The following is a 17,979-nucleotide window of genomic DNA, read 5'->3' as shown; positions in this document are numbered from 1 at the left end:
TTTTCCTAAGGTTTGGGGCAGGCCGCGGCTTGCCCATCAAGCTGCTGCTGTTCATGGCGAAAGCTCGCCACGGCCTTGCCCCCGTCGCGCTGCACGGTCAGCACATAAATGCTGTCGAAGTCATCTCCCTTCCAGTGCGGCACGGCATCGGGTTGGCCGCCCATGCCCGCCAGCATGGCCTTGACCATATCCTCGAGCTTTCTATGCTCCCAGGCCACCAGCACCACGGCGTTCTGGTAGCGCGGCGCCGCGAGCTCCCGCTGCAACCCCTTGATGTCCTCGAAGCCGAAAGAGGTGTTGATCGGCAAGCCGGCCTGCACGGCCGTGGGCGCGATGGTCAGCAGCGGCCGCACATAGTTGTAAAGCTGGCCGCCATCGGTTTTTTTCTCGTGCGGGTCGGACGCAAACACAAAATCCGGCTTGCCGAATTTCGCCAGCAGCACGGCCGGCAGGGCCAGCGCGCGGTTCAGCCCCTGGCAGTTGAGCTGGCCCAGGCCCTGGTCGGGCTTTTCCGCGTGGCGGATGAAGATGATCTTCTGCTCGACCGCCTGCGCTTGCGCCAGCAGCGGCAGTACGGCACAGGCGAGCAGGGCAAGCGGCCTCAGCGCGTAGCGCAATGAAGGGAATTGGCGGGCGGGTTTCATGGCTCAGGCCTCGTGGACGGTGCCTGCCAGCTTAACCGGCGTGCCGGCGGCGTCAAGCCTTCAGCGCAGCCTCCAGCGCGTCGATGAACATGGCCGCCACGTCAAAGCCGGCCTGGTCGTGGATTTCCTGGAAGCAGGTCGGGCTGGTGACGTTGATCTCGGTCACGTAGTCGCCGATCACGTCGACGCCGGCCAGCAGCAGGCCGCGCGCGGCCAGCACCGGGCCCAGCGCCTCGGCGATTTCAAAGTCGCGTTTGGACAGCGGCTGCGCCACACCCAGGCCGCCGGCCGCCAGGTTGCCGCGCACCTCGCTGCCTTGCGGGATGCGCGCCAGGCTGAAAGGCACGGGCTTGCCGCCAATGACCAGCACGCGCTTGTCGCCCTTGGCGATCTCGGGCAGGAATTTCTGCACCATCACGCTTTGCGCGCCGTCACGGTTCAGCGTCTCGGTGATGCTGCCCAGATTCAGGCCGTCTTCCTTCACGCGGAAGATGCCCATGCCACCCATGCCGTCCAGCGGCTTGAGGATGATGTCCTTGTGCTCGGCATGAAAACGTTTGATGTCGGCCGCGCTGCGCGTGACCAGCGTCGGGCCACTGAACTGCGCGAATTCGAGGATGGCGAGTTTTTCCGGGTGGTCGCGCAGCGCGCGTGGCTTGTTGAAGACTTTGGCGCCCTCGCGCTCGGCCTGCTCCAGCAGGTGCGTGCTGTAGAAATATTCGCTGTCGAAAGGCGGGTCCTTGCGCATGACCACCGCGTCAAAACCGGCGACGGCTTCGCGCGCATCGGGGCGGCTTGCGTCGGCCGTGAACCAGGTGTCGGCGTCGCCCGTCAGCCGGATGTGGCGCACCTGGGCCGTGACCCTGGCGCCGGTCTGCCAGTTCATGTCGGCCGGCAGGCAGGCGCTGATGCGGTGGCCGCGCTTTTGCGCCTCGCGCATCATCGCGAAGGTGGTGTCCTTGTAGATCTTGAAGGACTCGAGCGGATCGGCGACAAAAAGAAGGTTCATGGTTTGGAAATGGTTCGGGTGTCCGGCGCCGGGGCGGACAGGGATTCACGGCCTTGCTGGCCGTATTGTTGTACAAACAGCGCCAGCGCGCCCGCGACCACCCCCCAAAAGGCCGAACCCACGCCGGCTATTACCACGCCCGACAAGGTGACGAGAAACGTGATAAGCGCCGCCTCACGGTGCGACTCGTCTTTCACCGCCGCCGCCAGCCCGCTGCCTATGGACCCCAACAGCGCCAGCCCCGCGATGGCCACCACCAGCTCCTTGGGGAAAGCCGTAAGCAGACCGGTGATCGCCGCGCCGAAAATGCCGATCACGATGTACATAGCGCCGCAGGAAACCGCCGCCGTGTAGCGCCTGGCCGGGTCCTCATGCGCTTCCCTTCCCATGCAGATGGCCGCCGTGATGGCGCCCAGGTTGAGCGCGAAGGCGCCGAAGGGCGCCAGCACCAGCGTGGCAATACCGCTCAGCGTGATGACTTTGGAGATCGGGATGCCCCCGTCCGCGCTGTCCGGCCCGTAGCCCGCCGCGTAAATGGCCGCCACACCCGGCAGGTTTTGCGAGGCCATGGTCACCACAAACAGCGGGATCGCCATGCTCACGATGGCCGCGACGCTGAACTTCGGCATCACGAACACCGGCATGGCGAAAGCAAACGCCATTTCCGACCAGGCCAGCTGCCCGCGCGCAGCCACAAAAACAATCGCACCGACCAGCGTCAGCACCACGGCGTAACGCGGCAACAGGCGTTTGCCCAGCAGATAGATGGCCAGCATCAGCAGCACCAGCGGCAGGGCCGTCTGCGCCGCCGAGAAAGCCTGGATGCCGAAACGCGCCAGCACGCCGGCCAGTAGCGCCGAGGCGATCGCTACGGGAATCCGGTTCATGACTTTTTCAAACCAGCCGGTGATGCCGAACAGCGTGATCAGCGCGGCGCTGACCATAAAAGCCGCCACGGCCTCCCCCATCGAGAACCCGCCGGCCAGCCCGGCCGCGGCCAGCAGCGCCGCGCCCGGCGTGGACCAGGCCACCATCACCGGCTTTTTAAGCCACAGCGAGGGAATCACCGAGCACAGCCCCATGCCTATACCCAATGCCCACATCCACGAGGCGATTTCAGCCGGCGTGGCGTGGAAGGCCTGCGCAGCCTGGAACACGATGGCGACCGAGCTGGTGAAGCCGACCAGCACGGCTACAAAGCCCGCGGTGAAGGCGGAGAGGTTGAGGTCTTTGAAGAACTGCATTTGAGGGATTTTGGCAGGGGTCGGCGCCGGTCTTGCTCCGGCTGGACGCGCGCGCTCTTCCTCTCCTCTTCCCTCCTCCCTGCTTGGGCCTGCCAGCCGGGTCTTGTCCCGGCAAGGCCAATCAGCGTCAATTGGCCGCGGTAAACCGGCGCCGTATATGTCGAGGCGTCTCGACCTCATCCACAATCGCCACGGCCAGGTCGGCCACCGAAATGCCTGCCGGCTTGTCGCCCTGGCCGGACAGCAGCTCATCACCACCCAGTCGGTATTTACCGGTGCGTTCGCCGGGCGCCAACCCAATGGGAGGCGATACAAAGCTCCAGTCCAGCGAGGTTTCGAGTTTGAGCTGGTTGAGCGCTTCGCGCGCCGCCAGCGCGCCCTGCTTGTATTCGGCGGGGAACTGCGGCGTGTCCACCAGTTGCAGGCCGGGCGCCACATACAGGCTGCCCGCGCCGCCCACCACCAGCAGGCGCTTCACGCCCGCCTGCTTGACGCCGGTCACGATGGCCTGGCTGGCCTGCAGGTGCAGGTCGTAAATCTTCGGCTCGCCCCAACCGGGGTTGTAGGCGCTGATGACGGCGTCATGGCCGGCTACGGCCCTGGCGACCTGGCCGGCGTCCAGCGCGTCCGCGGCAACGACCTTGAGGCCTGTTTGCGGCGCGACTTTGCCGGGGTTGCGGGCCAGCACCGTGACCTTGTGGCCGCGGCTCAGCAGTTCGGAAAGAATGGGGGCGCCTACAAAACCGGTGGCGCCAATGAGTGCGATGTTCATGATGGAAATTGCCCTGTGGTTGAAAGAAGCTCTTAGTTTGATTGCTTCACAAGCAGCTGAATAGACGGCAAAATTTAACAACACTGTGAAGTACAACTAATCAATGAGCGATAAATCCCTGGACCAGCTCAAGCGCATGGCCGTCTTTGCCGAGGTGGTGGCGGCGGGCTCGCTGACGGCGGCGGGGCGCCGCCTGGGCATGACGCCTTCGGCCGTGAGCCAGCATTTGCGCCAGCTTGAGCAGGCGCTGGGCCTGGCCTTGCTGCACCGCTCGACCCGGCGCCTCACGCTGACCGAGGCCGGTGAGCGCTACCACACCGGTTGCGCGGCCATGGTGGGTGCCGCGCGCGAGGCCGAGCAAGCCCTGGTGCGCCTGCGCGACGAACCCGAGGGCGAACTGCGCCTGACAGCGCCTGTCGGCTTTGGCAGCCTGCTGGCAGCAGCGCTGGCGCCGCTGCGCGGGCATCCCAAACTCACACTGTGCCTGCTGCTGGACGACACGCTGATCGACCTGGTTGAAGAGCGCATAGACATCGCTTTGCGCGTCGGCTCGTTGGCGGACTCATCCCTGGTGGCACGCAAGCTCGGCGTCATGAAGCGCCAGCTTTGCGCTTCCCCGGCCTACCTGGCTGAACGCGGCTGGCCCGCGCATCCAAGAGACCTGCTGCAGCACGACTGGCTGGCGAGCAAGCCGCAAACCGTCGGCGTCGACATGCTGGAACTCACGGGGCCGGAGGGGGAGCGGCAAACCCTGCGGCTGGAGCCGCGCGTGCAGGCATCGCAGGTATCGGCGCTGCATGCGCTATACCTCGCGGGCTGGGGCATAGGCATGGCGGTGAGCGAGGACGATCGCACGGCGCTGGCCGAGGGCCGTTTGCTGCCGATACTTCCGGGCTGGCGCATGACGGATGTGCCGGTGTATGCCGTCACGCCGCGCCGCGGCGAGCAACCGGCCAAGGTGCGCTACACGCTGGAGCTGCTGGCAGCCTGGTTTGGCGAGGCGCAGGCCGCCAACCTCAAGCCTGCTGCGGGCGCGGCCTGAACACCCGCCCGCCCAGCATCACACAGGCCAGCGCCGCCACCACGAAAGCCACACCGGCCCATTGCCAGGCCGTGACGACCTCGCCCAGCACCAGCATGCCGGTGGCCAGGCCAACGACGGGCACGCCCAGGCTGAAAGGCGCGACGCGGTTCGCGGGGTGGCGCTTGAGCAGGTTGGTCCACAGGCCGTAGCCCAGGATGGTGGCGGCCCAGCCCAGGTAAGCCACGGCGGCCCAGCTCGAGGCGCGCGCCTCCAACCAGTGCCAGCGCAGGGGCTCGGGGTCGAACGCCCAGGAGAGGGCTGCGAATGGCAGCACCGCGACCAGACTGCTCCACACCACAAAAGCCAGCGGCGAATAGTCCTTGTAGGTCTGCTGCACGCGGCGCGCCACGATGTTGGACATGGCCCACATGGCGGCCGCGCACAGCGTGAGCACAAAGCCCAGCGGCGTGGTGGCGCTGCTGCCGTCCGTGCCCACGTAGTTGAGCGCGAAGCAGGCCAGGCCCAGGGCCGCGAGCACTAGGCCGGCCTGCAGCGGGCGGCTGGCGCGCTCATGCAGCAGCACAAAACCAAACAGCGCCGTCCAGAACACCTGGGTCTGCTGCAACACCGATGCCAGCGCCGCCGTCATGCCGACCTTGAGCGCGAAAAACAAAATGCCGAACTGCCCCACACCCTGGAAGAGGCCATAAAACACAATCCACTTCCACGCGATCTTGGGCGGGCGTATCAGCAGCACCAAGGGCAGGGCGGCGAACACATAGCGGGCTGTTCCAAGTTGAAACGGGGTGAAGTCGCGCAGCGCGAATTTCATCACCACAAAATTGATGCCCCACAGCACGACCACGGTGAGGGCGGCCGCCAGGTCGCGGCCCGTCAGGGAGTTACTTTGCATCAGCGGAACGGAACGAGACGGGCGCGGCTCAGGACAGCTGCATGCTGCGCGCGGCGTCCAGGTGCGCCTTGACGCGCTGGGCCAGCGCGACGTCGCCGGGGGTCTCGGGCCGCCATTCCTGGGCGGGCAAGGCCTTGCCGTCCAGGTCCACCGCGACAAACACCACCAGGCATTCGGTGATCACCGCCATCTGGCCGATTTTCATGTCGCCGGCGCGCACTTCCACCGAGATGTTCAGGCTGGTCTTGCCGGTGTAGGCCAGCCGGGCTTCGACCTCGACCAGGTCGCCGATCATGATGGGGCGCTGAAAACGTATGCTGCCCACCGAGACGGTGACGCAGTAGCGCTTGGCCCAGCTGGTGGCGCAGGCGTAGCCGGCCTCGTCAATCCATTTCATGACGGTGCCGCCATGGACTTTGCCGCCGAAGTTGACGGTGCTGGGTTCGGCCAGGAAACGAAGGGTGATGGAAGACATGAAGAGCTGCCGGTGGGTTGCGGGATGTTCAGGCGTGCTGCCAGGCGATGCCGGCGACACGCATCATATTGTCGCCCATCACGCCCTCGATCTCGGCCGCGCCCAAGCCCACCTGGCGCAGCGCCTCGGGCAACAGCCGCCAGGTTTCGACCGGCGTGTAAGTCATGCGCTGCACGCTGCGGTCGTAACCGGCAGCCTTGGGCCACCAGTAGTCAGGGTCGTAGTCGCCGGGCGGGTTGTCGTTGAGCTCGTCCTGGCGAAAGCTGATGTCCAGGCCTATGCCCACATGCTGCGCGCCTACCAGGCCGGCCACATAGGCCACATGCCGCGCCATGTCGCGGGCGTGCGGCGTGCTGGTGCCGAGGAAGGCCGACACGCCCGAGATGCAGACCACGCCGCCGGTGGCCGCGCAGGCGCGTATCTGCTCGTCAGTGATGTTGCGGCCGTGCTCCACCAGCGCCAGCGGGTTGGCGTGGCTGAAGATCACCGGCTTTGACGAGGCCGCCATGATGTCCAGGCTGCAGCGCCGGCCGGTGTGTGAGCAGTCCATGAGCAGGCCGGCCTTGTTGACGGCCCGCACCATGCGCACGCCCAGCGGCGTGAGCCCGCGCGCCTCGTCATGGCAGCCGTCGGCCACGCTGTTGTTGCGGTTGTAGGCAAAGTGAATTTGCCGCACGCCGAGCTCGCGGTACAGCGCCACCATCTCGGTGTGCTCCTGCAGGGGCATCGCGCCTTCGAGGTCAAAACCGATGGCAAGCACGCCCGCCGCGGCGGCTTCGCGGATTTCCTCCACGCTGGAGACCAGCCGGTAGCGATCCGGGTTCGCCGCGATCCTGGTGCGAAAGGCGGCGATCACCGCCATGATTTGCGACACCGGGTTCATGTCCATGCCGACGTTGATGGACACATAGTTGACGCCCGCGGCGCGCAAGGCGTCCATGGGCGAAAAGTCAGCCGCCGGGTGCAGCGGCAGGCAGGCATGGGCTTCCCAGTTGATCATGTCGGAGGCCTCCGTGGGTGAAAGGAAATTAAAGCACGCGCACGCCCGATGCGCCAGTCAAGCATAGCCACCACTATGCCGTGGTGGGCACCCCGGCCTCGGCGCGGCGCTTGAAGCCGGTGGAAGCGTCCATCAGGCTCAGAGTGTAGGCATTAGTGACCTTGTGCGCCGCCAGGTCGGCCGAAGGCAGCATCTCCACTGTCTGGCCGCGCTGCATCACCATGAGCCGCTCGCACAAATGGGTGACGACGGCCAGGTCGTGGCTCACCATGATGAAGGTCAGGCCGCGCCGGCGGCGCAGTTCTTCGAGCAGGTTGAGCACCTCGGCCTGCACCGAAGCATCAAGCGCCGAAGTAGGCTCATCCAGCAGCAGGATTTGCGGCTCCAGAATCAGGGCTCGCGCGATTGCGATGCGCTGGCGCTGCCCGCCCGAAAGCTGATGTGGGTAACGAAAGCGAAAGCCCGCGCCCAGGCCGACTTCCTCCAGTGCGCGCTCTATGCGCGCTTGCGCATCGAGAATGCCGTGGATGGCCAGCGGCTCGGCCAGGATGCGGTCCACCGTGTGGCGCGGGTGCAGCGAACCATAAGGGTCCTGGAACACCATTTGCACCTGCCGCCTGAAGGCCTTGCTGCCGGGTGCGCTATCCTGGCCCAGCAGCCGGACCGTGCCGGCCGTGCGCGGCGCCAGCCCGCAGATGGCGCGCAGCACCGTGGACTTGCCCGAACCCGATTCACCGACAATGCCGAAACTTTCGCCGGGAGCCACGCTGAAGGAGGTGCCGGCGACCGCGACAAAGCCGTCGTATTCCACGCGCAGGCCGCTGGCCTCCAGGCCCAGTGCGGTGGGTCCAGTCGCCGTGCTCACAGCGCCCACTCCGGTTTCCGGTCCAGCGTGGCCAGCGGATGGGTGGAAGCGCCCAGTTGCGGCAGACAGGCCATCAGGCCGCGTGTGTAAGGGTGTTTGGCCTGGGCCAGGCCGCCGGCGGCGAGTTCCTCCACCACACGGCCGGCATACATCACGAGGATGCGGTCGCAGAAAGTGGACACCAGCCGCAGGTCGTGCGAAACCAATATCAGGCCCATACCGCGTTCGGCCACCAGGGTGTCGAGTATGGACAGCACCTGCAGTTGCACCGTGACGTCCAGGGCCGAGGTGGGCTCGTCGGCGATCAGCAGGTCGGGGTCGGCGATCAGCATCATCGCGATCATCGCGCGCTGGCCCATGCCGCCCGAGACTTCATGCGGGTAGAGCTTGAAGACGCGCGCAGGGTCGTCGATGCGCACGGATTCGAGCGCGGCGAGCGCGCGTTTCCTGGCCTCGGCCGACGAGACGCGCGTGTGGGCCTGCAGTGTTTCCACGATTTGCGCGCCTATGGTCATGACGGGGTTCAGTGAAAACTTCGGGTCCTGCAGCACCATGGCGACGCGGCCGCCGCGCAGGGCACGGCGTTGCGCCGGCACGCAGTTGAGCAAATCGACACCGGAAAACTCCAGGCGTTTGGCGCTTATGCGGCCTTCCGGTGCGGTCAGCCCCATGATGGCGCGGCCGGTCTGCGACTTTCCAGAGCCCGATTCGCCGACGATGCCCAGGCGCTCGCGGCCCAGTGTGAAAGACACGCCGCGCACCGCCTCCGTCATGCCACCGTCCCGGCGCGGAAAGCTCACGCGCAGATCGTCAACCACCAGCAGGGGAACGTTGGCGTCCGTCATTTGGCAGCCTTGGGGTCAAGCGCGTCGCGCAGGCCGTCGCCCAGCAGGTTGAAGGCCAGGCTCACGACAAAAATCGCGGCGCCGGGTGCGGCCGCCACCCACCATTGGTCCAGCACATACAGGCGGCCGTTGGCGATCATCGCGCCCCACTCCGGCATAGGCGGCTGCGCGCCCAGGCCGAGGAAGCCCAGGCCGGCAGCCGTCAAAATGATGCCGGCCATGTCCAGCGTCACGCGCACGATCACGGACGACACGCACAGCGGCATGATGTGGCTCAGCACGATGCGCCAGGGCGAGGCGCCCAGCAGTTGCACAGCAGCGATGTAGTCGGTCTGGCGTATGGTCAGCGTCTCGGCCCGCGCCATGCGCGCATAAGGCGGCCATGAGGTGATGGCGATCGCAATCACCGCGTTCTGTATGCCGGGCCCCAGCGCCGCGACAAAGGCCAGCGCGAGGATGAGGCGCGGAAACGCGAGAAAGATGTCGGTGATGCGCATCAGCACCGCGTCGACCCAGCCGCCGGCATAACCGGCCACGGTGCCGACGATCAGGCCCAGCGGCGCGGCCAGCACCGCCACCAGGATCACCACCATCAGCGTGATGCGCGAGCCGATGATGATGCGCGAGAGGATGTCACGTCCCTGGTCGTCGGTGCCGAACCAGTGGGTCCACGAGGGCGGCAGCAATCGCGTGGTGCGCAGGTCGCCCGTATAGGCCGAATAGGGCGCCAGCACCTCGGCAAAGATCGCTACCCCGACCAGGCCCAGCACGATAAGGAGGCCCAGCATGGCCAGCCGGTTGCGCGAAAAATCGCGGCAGCCGTGGTAGACCCGGCCCATAAAGGCCTGGCGGCGCGAGGTGGGCCTGTCCGACGCCAGCCAATCACGCAAAGAGGCGGCTCTGGAAGTCATCGGATGCGAGTCCTCGGGTCAAGCAATTTGTACAAAACGTCGGAGAGCAAATTCAGGCCCACAAAAACCGAGCCCACGATGATGGTGCCGCCCAGCACCGCGTTCATGTCGGCGTTCTGCAGCGAGTTGGTGATGTACAGGCCCAGGCCCGGCCAGGCGAACACGGTCTCGGTCAGTACCGAGCCCTCCAGCAGGCCGGCATAGGACAGCGCGATCACCGTCACCAGCGGCACCATGGCATTGCGCAGCGCATGGCGCCAGATGATGCGCGACTCCGACAAGCCCTTGGCGCGCGCGGCAATCACGTATTCCTGCGCGAGCTCATTGAGCATGAAGGAGCGCGTCATGCGGCTGATGTAGGCCAGCGCGAAATAGCCGAGCAACAAGGCCGGCAGTATCAGGTGCGAAAACACATTGCGAAAAGCTTCCCACTCGCCGGCCATGGCGGTGTCCAGCAGCAGCAGGCCGGTGACCGGCGTGAGCGTGTATTCATAGCTGACGTCGATGCGGCCCGGCCCCGAGACCCAGCCCAGGCGCGCGTAAAACACCACCAGCGCCATCAGCCCCAGCCAGAAGATGGGCACCGAATAACCGACCAGGCCGATCACGCGCACCACCTGGTCCACCAGCTTGCCGCGCCGCACGGCCGCCCACACACCCAGAGGCACACCCAGGCCCGCGCCTATCAAGATGCCCAGGCTGGCCAGTTCCAGCGTGGCCGGAAAGGCGCGCTTGATGTCCGTCATCACCGGGTTGGCTGTCAGCACCGAGGTGCCGAAGTCGCCCTTGAGCACCTTGCCCAGGTAGATGTAGAACTGCTGGTAGATCGGTTTGTCCAGGCCCAGCTCTTCGCGCGCGCGCGCGATCACATGGGCCGGCGCGCGGTCGCCCACAATGGCTAGCACCGGGTCTATGGGGATCACCCGGCCTATGAAAAACGTCACCGCGAGCAGGCCCAGGTAGGTGAGCAGGATCACCACCAGGAAGTTGCCAAAGCTTTTGGCGTGCGGCGTGAGGCGCTGGCCCGCCGTGCGTGTGGTCACCGCACTGAGCGGTGCGACGCCGGCGGCCGTGGGGTCGGGGATGGCCAAAGTCGTGGAGCTGTCAGCGCTTGGACACGTTGAACACGTAGTTGCTGTCGAAGGTCGGGCCCAGCTTCAGGCCGTCCACATTGCTGCGGTAGGCCGCCACCTCGGTCTGCTGGTACAGCATGATGAAGGGGCTGGTCTTGCGGAACTCGGCCTGCAGTTCCTCGTACATCTTCTTGCGCTTGCCGGCGTCGCGCTCCAGCACGGCGGCGTCCGACTGCTTGGTCAGCTCGGGAATCGCCCAGGCGTTGCGCCAGGCCAGGGGCTTGGACTTGGCGTCGTCGGAATTGTCGGGATTGCGTGTGAAGGTGTCGGCGTTCGAATGCGGATCCCAGTAGTCGGCACCCCACTGGCCAATGTACATGTCGTGGGTGCGAGCGCGGTACTTGGTCAGCGTCTGCTTGCCGTCGCCGGGAATGATCTCGATGTCGATGCCGGCCTGCTTGGCCGTCTGCTGGAAGGCTTCGGTAATGCCCTGCACCGGCTGTATGGTGCGCATGTCTATGGTCACCTTGAAGCCGTTGGGCAGGCCGGCCTTGGCCAGCAATTGTTTGGCCTTGGCCACGTCGAGCTTATAGGGCTTTTCGGTGCTGGCGCCCAGTAGGCCCTGCGGCAGGAAGTTCTGGTTGATCACGCCGATGTTCTTGACCAGCGTGTCGCCGATGGCGCCGTAATCGACCAGGTATTTCATGGCTTCGCGCACTTCGGGCTTGGCCAGGTTGGGGTTCTTCTGGTTCAGGCTGATGTAGTAGACCGTGCCCTTGGGCGTGGAAGTGAGCTTCACGTCCTTGTTGGCCGAGAGCGCCGCGATGTCCTGCGGGCTCAGGTTGCGCGCGATATCGATATCGCCTTTTTCCAGCAGCAGGCGCTGCGTGGCCGATTCCTTCACGTGGCGATAGATCACCCGCGCGAGTTTGGACTTGGTGCCGTAGTAGTTGTCGTTGCGCTCCAGCGCCACGATTTCATTGGCGCGCCATTCGCGCAGCTTGAGCGGGCCGGAGCCTGCGTAGTTGGTCTTGAGCCAGGCATAGCCCCAGTCGCCGTTGACCTCCTTGGACTGCACCAGCTTCATGTCTACGATGCCGGCCACATTGGCCGTCAGGCAGTTGAAGACAAAGGTCGGTGCGTAGGCTTTGTCGGTCTCCATGGTCAGCACGGTCGGACTGGTGGCCTTGATCTTGTCCTTGACGTTGGTCTTGGAAAAACCGAACTGCGTCAGGATGAAGGCCGGGGATTTGTCCAGCATCACAGCGCGCTGCAGCGAGTAAGCCACCTCTTCAGCCGTCAGCGGATTGCCCGAGGCGAATTTGAGGCCGGGCTTGATCTCGAAGGTATAGGTCTTGCCGTCGGCCGAGACGTTCCAGGACTTGGCCACGTCGCCCACCAGCTTGGAAGGGTCGTTGATGTCCAGGCGCAGCAGGCGGTCGTAGGTGTTGCCCATGATCTCACCGGCGGACAGCTCGAAGGCCTCGGCCGGGTCCATGGTGATGATGTCGTCAAAGCCGAAGGCCAGCACCAGCGTGTCCTTGGGCGTGGCGGCCAGCGCGGCGCCGGCACCGCAGGCCAGCATGGCGGCCGCGGCCGTGGCGCAAAGCACGCGCCGGCTGATGAGGGGGAGCATGTGGTTCAAGATGGTTTCCTTCTGTTGGACGGTTCAAAAAGAATGCGCCGCGCCGCTTATGGCGGCTGCGCCCTGGGCCTGGGAGGCTTAGGAGGAGAGCACGAACCGTGCCCATACACCCCGCTTGTTGCCGCCCGTAACTTGTACATACAAGCTCGGCAGCTGATGCATTCTGCGCCGCTGCCCGCTCGCGTCAAGACCCGGGTTTTCCGCGATTGCCGAGCGAACCAAAAAGGGGCGTCGGGTCTGTCTCCCCGGATTTCATCGCGCTTTTGCCGCTGATGGCAAAACCGGCCCCAAACACCGATTTACGGAGGAAAACACCTAGCAAAACCGCGCTCGTCCAGCTTGACGGTTGATTTAGTGTAACGATACAGTAAATCGTTCTACAAAGAACGCCGAGATTCCCCAGCGCACCGCAAAACACCATCAGGAGACAAAAAATGAGTTCACTTTCACGCCGCCGCTTTGTCCAGGCCACTTCTGCCGCCTCCGCCGCCTCCGTTGCCATGGCGGCGGGGTTTTCCGGCTTGGCCAGGGCCCAGTCCACCGTCGCACTGCGACTGTCGTCCGCGCACCTGCCCGACCTCAATTCCTCCCACTTCGCCTGGCAGCAGCTCATGGAGGCCAACCTCAAGAAGGCTGTGGGCGACAAGATACGCATCGACTACTTTCCCAACAACCAGCTCGGCAAGGAGAGCGACGTGGTGCAGCAGGTCAAGGTCGGCTCCATCGACATGATGCTGACCGGCTCGTCCATCTGGGCCACGGTGACGCCGCAGCTCGGCATGCTGGACCTGGGTTACCTGTTCGACAGCTACGAGCACGTGGCCAAGGCGCTGGACAGCGGCGTGGGCGCCAAACTCAACGAGATGCTGCAGAAAAGCACCGGCTGCCAGGTCATCACCTGGAGCGCACACTACGGCGCCCGCAACGTCTACACCAAGCAGCCGGTCAAGTCGCTGGCCGACATCAAGAACGTCAAGCTGCGCGTGCTGCCGACGCCGGCCTTTATCGAGACCTTCAAGATCATGGGCGCCATCCCCACGCCGATTTCCTTCGGCGAGCTCTACATGGCCGCGCAGACCGGCGTGGTCGACGGCTTTGAACACGATTCGGGCACGGTGCTGGCCAGCAAGCTCAACGAGGTGGTCAAGCACTGCTGGATGACCGAGCACCTGTTCAGCCCCATGGTGTGCATCATGGGCAAACGCGGCGTAGAGCGGATCCCGGCCGAACTGCGCCCGGCCTTCATGAAGGCCGCCGCCGATTCGACGGTGCAGCTGCGCAAGACCGGCACCGAAAAAGGCCTGCAGGGCATAGAAGACTTGAAGAAACTCGGCATCACTTTCACGCCCATGGCCAAAACCGAGCGCGACCAGGTGCGCAAGGAAATGGAAACCAAACTCTGGGCCGGCTTTGCCAAGCAATACCCTGAAACCGCGCCGCTGTTCACGGCCATCAGCGCGGCGCGGGGCTGAGCATGGAAGCCAGTCTGTCGGCGGCCCTGCCCGCGGTGGTACCCGAGGCCGTCACGCACAACCCGGCGCACGCGTCCGCCCCCGGTTTCAGCGTCGGCCATTCGCCCGGTCGCTGGCTGGCCTGGCTGATGCGCATGACCGAGTACGTCGCGGGCGCGGTGCTGGCCGTCGACGTGCTGGTGGTGTTTGCGTCGGTGGTGTTCCGCTACTTTCTGCACGAGCCCTTCGACTGGGCCGAGGAGGTGGCGCGGGCACTGATGATCGTGCTGGTATTTTTCGGCGCGGCGACCGTTCTGGCGCGCAGCCAGCACGTGGGCGTGGACATCTTCCGCGGCCTCCTGCCCGCGCGCTGGCAGCCGGCGCTGATCCAGTTCGCGAGCTGGATCATCGTGGGGGTTTCGGCTTGCCTCTTCGTCTCGTCGGTCGGCCTGCTGGTGGACTCCTGGTCCAGCACCACGCCCATAGGCCTGCCGCAATGGATCTATACCTTCCCCGTCGTGATCGGCAGCCTGTTCATGACCCTGTTCGGCATCGCCAACGCAGTCAATGGGCCTTCGCGCGTGGTCTGGTCCACACTGGGAATCGGCATCGCCATGGTGGCGGCGGTGGTGGGCTGGAACATGCTGCTGCCCGGCCTGGCCATCAAGCCCTGGATGCTGCTGACCGCCGGCTTCCTGGGAGGGCTGCTGCTGGGCGTGCCGATTGCCTTTGTGCTGGGCCTGTCCTCACTGGTGTTCTTCATGGCCGACCCTTCCCTGCCCATGCTGGTGTATTCACAGCAGGTGATGGCGGGCACCGACCACTATGTGCTGCTGGCAATTCCCTTCTTTGTGTTGGCCGGGCTGCTGATGGAGTCCAACGGCATGTCTTCGCGCCTCATCGAGCTGCTGCTGCGCATGTTCGGCCGGGTGCGTGGCGGGCTGGGGCTGATCACCATCACAGCGACCGCCTTCTTCTCGGGCGTGTCGGGCTCCAAGCTGGCCGACATCGCGGCGGTGGGCGGCATCATCATGCCGGCGGTGCGCAAGACCAAGCAGGACCCGAACGAAACCGCGGGCCTGCTGGCCTGCACGGCCGTGATGGCCGAGACGATTCCGCCCTGCATCAACATGATCATCATGGGGTTTGTCGCCAACATCTCGATTGCCGGCCTCTTCATGGCCGGGCTGGTGCCAGCCGCGGTGCTGGCGCTGTCGCTGGCGGCGGTGACGATTTACGTGGGCACGCGCATCAACCCAGACGAAGCCTTTGACGTGCGCACGCCGATGCTGCGCCTGCTGGGCGGCGCCATGGTGGCGCTGGTGATGGTGGCCATGATAGGCAAGGGTGTGACCTCGGGCGTGGCGACCTCCACCGAGGTCTCGGCTTTCGCGGTGGTCTATGCGTTGGTGGTGGGCTGGATGGCGTTTCGCGAGCTCACGGTCAGGTCGGTTGCGCAGCTCTTTGTGCGCTCTGCCTCCATGGCCGGCGGCATCCTCTTTATCGTGGCGGCGGCGTCCAGCGTGTCGTTTGCGCTGACCATACAGCAGATCCCGCAATACCTGTCGACCTTCATGATAGGTTTTGCGCACACCTACGGCAGCACCATGTTCGTGATTCTCTCGGTGCTCATCATGATCGTCTTCGGCGCGGTGCTGGAAGGCGCGCCCGCGCTGATCATTTTCGGCCCCCTGCTGACGCCGATTGCCTCCCAGCTGGGCGTCAATCCATTACATTTTGGGACCGTCATGGTGATTGCCATGGGATTGGGCTTGTTCGCGCCGCCGGTCGGGTTGGGCTTGTTCGCCACCTGCGCCATCACCGGCACGCACGTCAAGGACGTGGCCCGGCCCATGATGAAATACCTGGCGGTGCTGTTCGTCACGCTTATCCTGCTGGTGCTGGTGCCGCAATTCTCCTTGTGGCTCCCTACTCGCATGGGGCTGTGACCGCCTTCAACTCCTTGATGAAAAGACAAACGCCGTGAGCAAGATCCGAGATGTCGCCAGCCTGGCCGGGGTTTCCACCAGCACCGTGTCCAACGTGCTCAACGGCCGTGCCAACCGCATGGCCGCCGAGACGCTGGCGCGCGTGGAAGCCGCGATCGCCGAGCTCAAGTACCGGCCCAACTCCACGGCGCGCCAGCTCAAAACCGGCTACACGCCGCTGATAGGCCTGCTGGTGCCGTCCATGGCCAACCCCATGTACGGCTTCATCGCGCGCGAGATCGAAACCCTGGCGCAAGAGCGCTACGGCTTTCGCATCATGATTGGCAACACCTACCGCGACAGGGACAAGGAGACGCGCTTCTTCGACGACCTGCTGGCCCACGGCGTGCGCGGCGTGATCATCATCTCCTCGCTGATCGACGAGCAGCACGTGGAGGCCGCGGCCGAACGCGGCATGGTGATGGTGAGCTACGACAGGCGCGCCACGCCGAATAGGCGCTCCATCGTCGACCACGTCACGGTGGACAGCTTCGAGTCTGCGCGCATCGCCACGCAGCACCTGATAGACCTGGGCCACCGCCGCCTGGCGTTCGTCACACCGGCCGGCCGCACCATGAGCCGTAACGAAAAAATCGCCGGCTTCCTGTCGGCCGCGAAAAGCGCGGGGCTGGAAGGCAGCGCCCACGTGGTCGAAGGCACGCCGGTCGACGAGTACGGGGACTCGATGATGAGCGAAGTCGGCCGCGCCCAGGCCGGCCTGCTGGCCAAACTGCCCGAGCGGCCCACCGGCGTGATAGGCGTCAACGACCTGATGGCTTTCGGCCTGATGGCGGGCTTTCGCGACGCGGGCCTGGCCGTGCCCGAAGACGTGTCGGTGATCGGCATCGACAACGTGTTCCTCTCCACCCTGATGCATCCGGCCATGACCAGTGTGCGCCTGCCGGTGCCCGAGATGGCGCAGGTCATGGTCGAACGCGTGATGAGCCGGCTGGCCGACCCTTCCATAGAGACCCGGGAATACATCTTCCAGCCCACGCTGGTGGCGCGCGACTCGGCCGCGAGATACCAGGCCCGTGAACGCTGATTTTCGGCACGCACTGAACACAAGGTTTTTGAATGACAACGGTTTTTGTCAGCCACCCCCAGAGCAAGCTCGGGCACTACTTCGGCGACCGCGCGATCGCCGCGCTGCAGGCCGTCGCCGAGGTGCGCTTCAACCCGGGCGACACCGACCTCTCCTCCAGCGAACTGGCCGCGCTGGCCGCCGGCTGCGAGGTCATCATTTCCTACCGCCAGACGGTAGGCGACGAGGCGCTGTTTGCCGCGCTGCCGCGCCTGCTGGCCTTTGTGCGCTGCGCCATCGACATCCGCAACATCGACGTGCCGGCCGCCAGCCGCCACGGCGTGCTGGTCACCCAGGCCAGCGCAGGTTTTATCCCCTCGGTCAGCGAATGGATCATCGGCGTGATGATTGATTTAAGCCGCCACATCAGCGCCACCACGGCCGACTACCACGCGGGCCGGCCCGTAGTGCCGGCCATGGGCCGCGAGCTGCGCGGCGCCACGCTGGGGGTGATCGGTTATGGGCAGATCAGCCGTTACCTCTGCGACCTGGCGCTGGCGCTCGGCATGCGCATCGTGGTGCACGACCCCTATACGCCGACAGGCCGCAAGGAACTCGAGCAGGTCGAACTGCTGCCCTTGCTGCAGCGCTCCGACTACGTGGTCTGCCTGGCCGCCGCGACCGAAGCGACCGAGAATTTGATGAACGCCACCACCTTCGCGGCCATGAAACCCGGCGCGTTTTTTATCAATGCCTCACGCGGCAACCTCGTCGATGACGAGGCCTTGATCGCCGCGCTGGACGCCGGCACGATTGCCGGCTGCGCGGTCGACGTGGGCCGCGCGCCCGACCAGATGCCTTCGCCGCGCGTGGCCGCGCACCCGCGCGTGATTGCCTCGCCGCACATCGGCGGCCTCACGCCGCCCGCGGTGGAGCACCAGGCGATGGAAACCGTGGCCCAGGTGGCCGAACTGCTGCAGGGGCGCGCGCCCCAGGGCGCGGTGAACGCGGCGCAGGCCCACCGCTGGCAACAGGCCACGCAAGCGCCGCAGCCGGCCTGAATGCCGCCCACCCTCACTTCCCGTTTTCTTCGAAA

Annotated in this window: 17 protein-coding genes; 5 read left to right on the top strand and 12 right to left on the bottom strand. The window is 65.4% G+C overall.

Annotated features, from left to right (window positions below; all coding sequences use genetic code 11):
* Positions 1-5: 5 nt before the first annotated feature.
* The 4 genes from ACEN8I_RS04380 to ACEN8I_RS04365 form a co-directional block, all read right to left on the bottom strand.
* Positions 6-644 carry a histidine phosphatase family protein gene (locus ACEN8I_RS04380; protein ID WP_413326682.1) on the bottom strand — a complete coding sequence of 213 codons (639 nt, stop codon included), beginning with the start codon at positions 642-644 and terminating at the stop codon, positions 6-8.
* Positions 645-696: 52 nt separating this feature from the next.
* Positions 697-1,653, bottom strand: coding sequence for a glutathione synthase (gshB, locus tag ACEN8I_RS04375; RefSeq protein ID WP_413326680.1), 957 nt, complete (start codon positions 1,651-1,653; stop codon positions 697-699).
* Complete coding sequence (locus tag ACEN8I_RS04370; RefSeq protein ID WP_413326678.1) at positions 1,650-2,897, bottom strand: benzoate/H(+) symporter BenE family transporter; 1,248 nt, start codon at positions 2,895-2,897, stop codon at positions 1,650-1,652. The genes gshB and ACEN8I_RS04370 overlap by 4 nt, the downstream gene beginning before the upstream one ends.
* A gap of 127 nt (positions 2,898-3,024) precedes the next feature.
* Positions 3,025-3,669, bottom strand: coding sequence for an NAD(P)-dependent oxidoreductase (locus ACEN8I_RS04365; RefSeq protein WP_413326676.1), 645 nt, complete (start codon positions 3,667-3,669; stop codon positions 3,025-3,027).
* A gap of 103 nt (positions 3,670-3,772) precedes the next feature.
* Between ACEN8I_RS04365 and ACEN8I_RS04360 the strand changes: the two genes are divergently transcribed.
* Positions 3,773-4,711: a LysR substrate-binding domain-containing protein gene (locus tag ACEN8I_RS04360; RefSeq protein WP_413326674.1), complete on the top strand. Its 939-nt coding sequence runs from the start codon at positions 3,773-3,775 to the stop codon at positions 4,709-4,711.
* On the opposite strand, the gene ACEN8I_RS04355 is transcribed toward ACEN8I_RS04360, so the two are convergent.
* The 8 genes from ACEN8I_RS04355 to ACEN8I_RS04320 all read right to left on the bottom strand — a co-directional run bounded on the left by ACEN8I_RS04355 (position 4,686) and on the right by ACEN8I_RS04320 (position 12,411).
* Positions 4,686-5,606, bottom strand: coding sequence for an EamA family transporter (locus ACEN8I_RS04355; protein WP_413326672.1), 921 nt, complete (start codon positions 5,604-5,606; stop codon positions 4,686-4,688). The two genes, ACEN8I_RS04360 and ACEN8I_RS04355, sit on opposite strands and share 26 nt — an antisense overlap.
* 28 nt (positions 5,607-5,634) lie before the next feature.
* Positions 5,635-6,081 carry an acyl-CoA thioesterase gene (locus ACEN8I_RS04350; protein WP_074579169.1) on the bottom strand — a complete coding sequence of 149 codons (447 nt, stop codon included), beginning with the start codon at positions 6,079-6,081 and terminating at the stop codon, positions 5,635-5,637.
* Between the two features lie 28 nt (positions 6,082-6,109).
* Positions 6,110-7,081 carry a dipeptidase gene (locus ACEN8I_RS04345; RefSeq protein ID WP_413326670.1) on the bottom strand — a complete coding sequence of 324 codons (972 nt, stop codon included), beginning with the start codon at positions 7,079-7,081 and terminating at the stop codon, positions 6,110-6,112.
* 73 nt (positions 7,082-7,154) lie between these two features.
* A complete protein-coding gene (locus tag ACEN8I_RS04340; RefSeq protein ID WP_413327058.1) occupies positions 7,155-7,919 on the bottom strand; it encodes an ABC transporter ATP-binding protein in 765 nt (254 codons plus the stop codon).
* 23 nt (positions 7,920-7,942) lie between these two features.
* Positions 7,943-8,791: an ABC transporter ATP-binding protein gene (locus ACEN8I_RS04335; protein ID WP_413326668.1), complete on the bottom strand. Its 849-nt coding sequence runs from the start codon at positions 8,789-8,791 to the stop codon at positions 7,943-7,945.
* Positions 8,788-9,702: a nickel transporter permease gene (gene nikC, locus ACEN8I_RS04330; RefSeq protein ID WP_413326666.1), complete on the bottom strand. Its 915-nt coding sequence runs from the start codon at positions 9,700-9,702 to the stop codon at positions 8,788-8,790. Before nikC ends, ACEN8I_RS04335 begins: the two co-directional genes overlap by 4 nt.
* On the bottom strand, positions 9,699-10,793 hold the full coding sequence (locus ACEN8I_RS04325) for an ABC transporter permease (protein ID WP_413326664.1): 1,095 nt from the start codon (positions 10,791-10,793) through the stop codon (positions 9,699-9,701). The genes nikC and ACEN8I_RS04325 overlap by 4 nt, the downstream gene beginning before the upstream one ends.
* Positions 10,794-10,806: 13 nt before the next feature.
* The gene (locus tag ACEN8I_RS04320) at positions 10,807-12,411 is read right to left on the bottom strand and encodes an ABC transporter substrate-binding protein (RefSeq protein ID WP_413327056.1); all 1,605 of its coding nucleotides are present in this window, start codon (positions 12,409-12,411) and stop codon (positions 10,807-10,809) included.
* Positions 12,412-12,854: 443 nt separating this feature from the next.
* On the opposite strand from ACEN8I_RS04320, the gene ACEN8I_RS04315 reads away from it, so the two are divergent.
* The 4 genes from ACEN8I_RS04315 (at position 12,855) to ACEN8I_RS04300 (ending at position 17,944) form a co-directional block, all read left to right on the top strand.
* Entirely contained in the window at positions 12,855-13,892 is a 1,038-nt protein-coding gene (locus ACEN8I_RS04315; RefSeq protein WP_413326662.1) for a TRAP transporter substrate-binding protein, read from the top strand.
* A 128-nt stretch (positions 13,893-14,020) separates the two neighbouring features.
* Positions 14,021-15,820: a TRAP transporter large permease subunit gene (locus ACEN8I_RS04310; RefSeq protein WP_413327054.1), complete on the top strand. Its 1,800-nt coding sequence runs from the start codon at positions 14,021-14,023 to the stop codon at positions 15,818-15,820.
* A 34-nt stretch (positions 15,821-15,854) separates the two neighbouring features.
* Positions 15,855-16,904, top strand: a complete 1,050-nt coding sequence (locus tag ACEN8I_RS04305) for a LacI family DNA-binding transcriptional regulator (protein ID WP_413326660.1) — start codon at positions 15,855-15,857, stop codon at positions 16,902-16,904.
* Positions 16,905-16,936: 32 nt separating this feature from the next.
* Positions 16,937-17,944, top strand: coding sequence for an NAD(P)-dependent oxidoreductase (locus tag ACEN8I_RS04300; protein WP_413326657.1), 1,008 nt, complete (start codon positions 16,937-16,939; stop codon positions 17,942-17,944).
* Positions 17,945-17,979: the final 35 nt, after the last annotated feature.

This window comes from Polaromonas sp. CT11-55, from assembly GCF_047303325.1.
In the GTDB taxonomy this organism is placed as follows: Bacteria; Pseudomonadota; Gammaproteobacteria; order Burkholderiales; family Burkholderiaceae_C; genus Polaromonas.
Note: the sequence above shows the minus strand (reverse complement) of the source record. Positions and strands in the feature narration are given on the sequence as shown.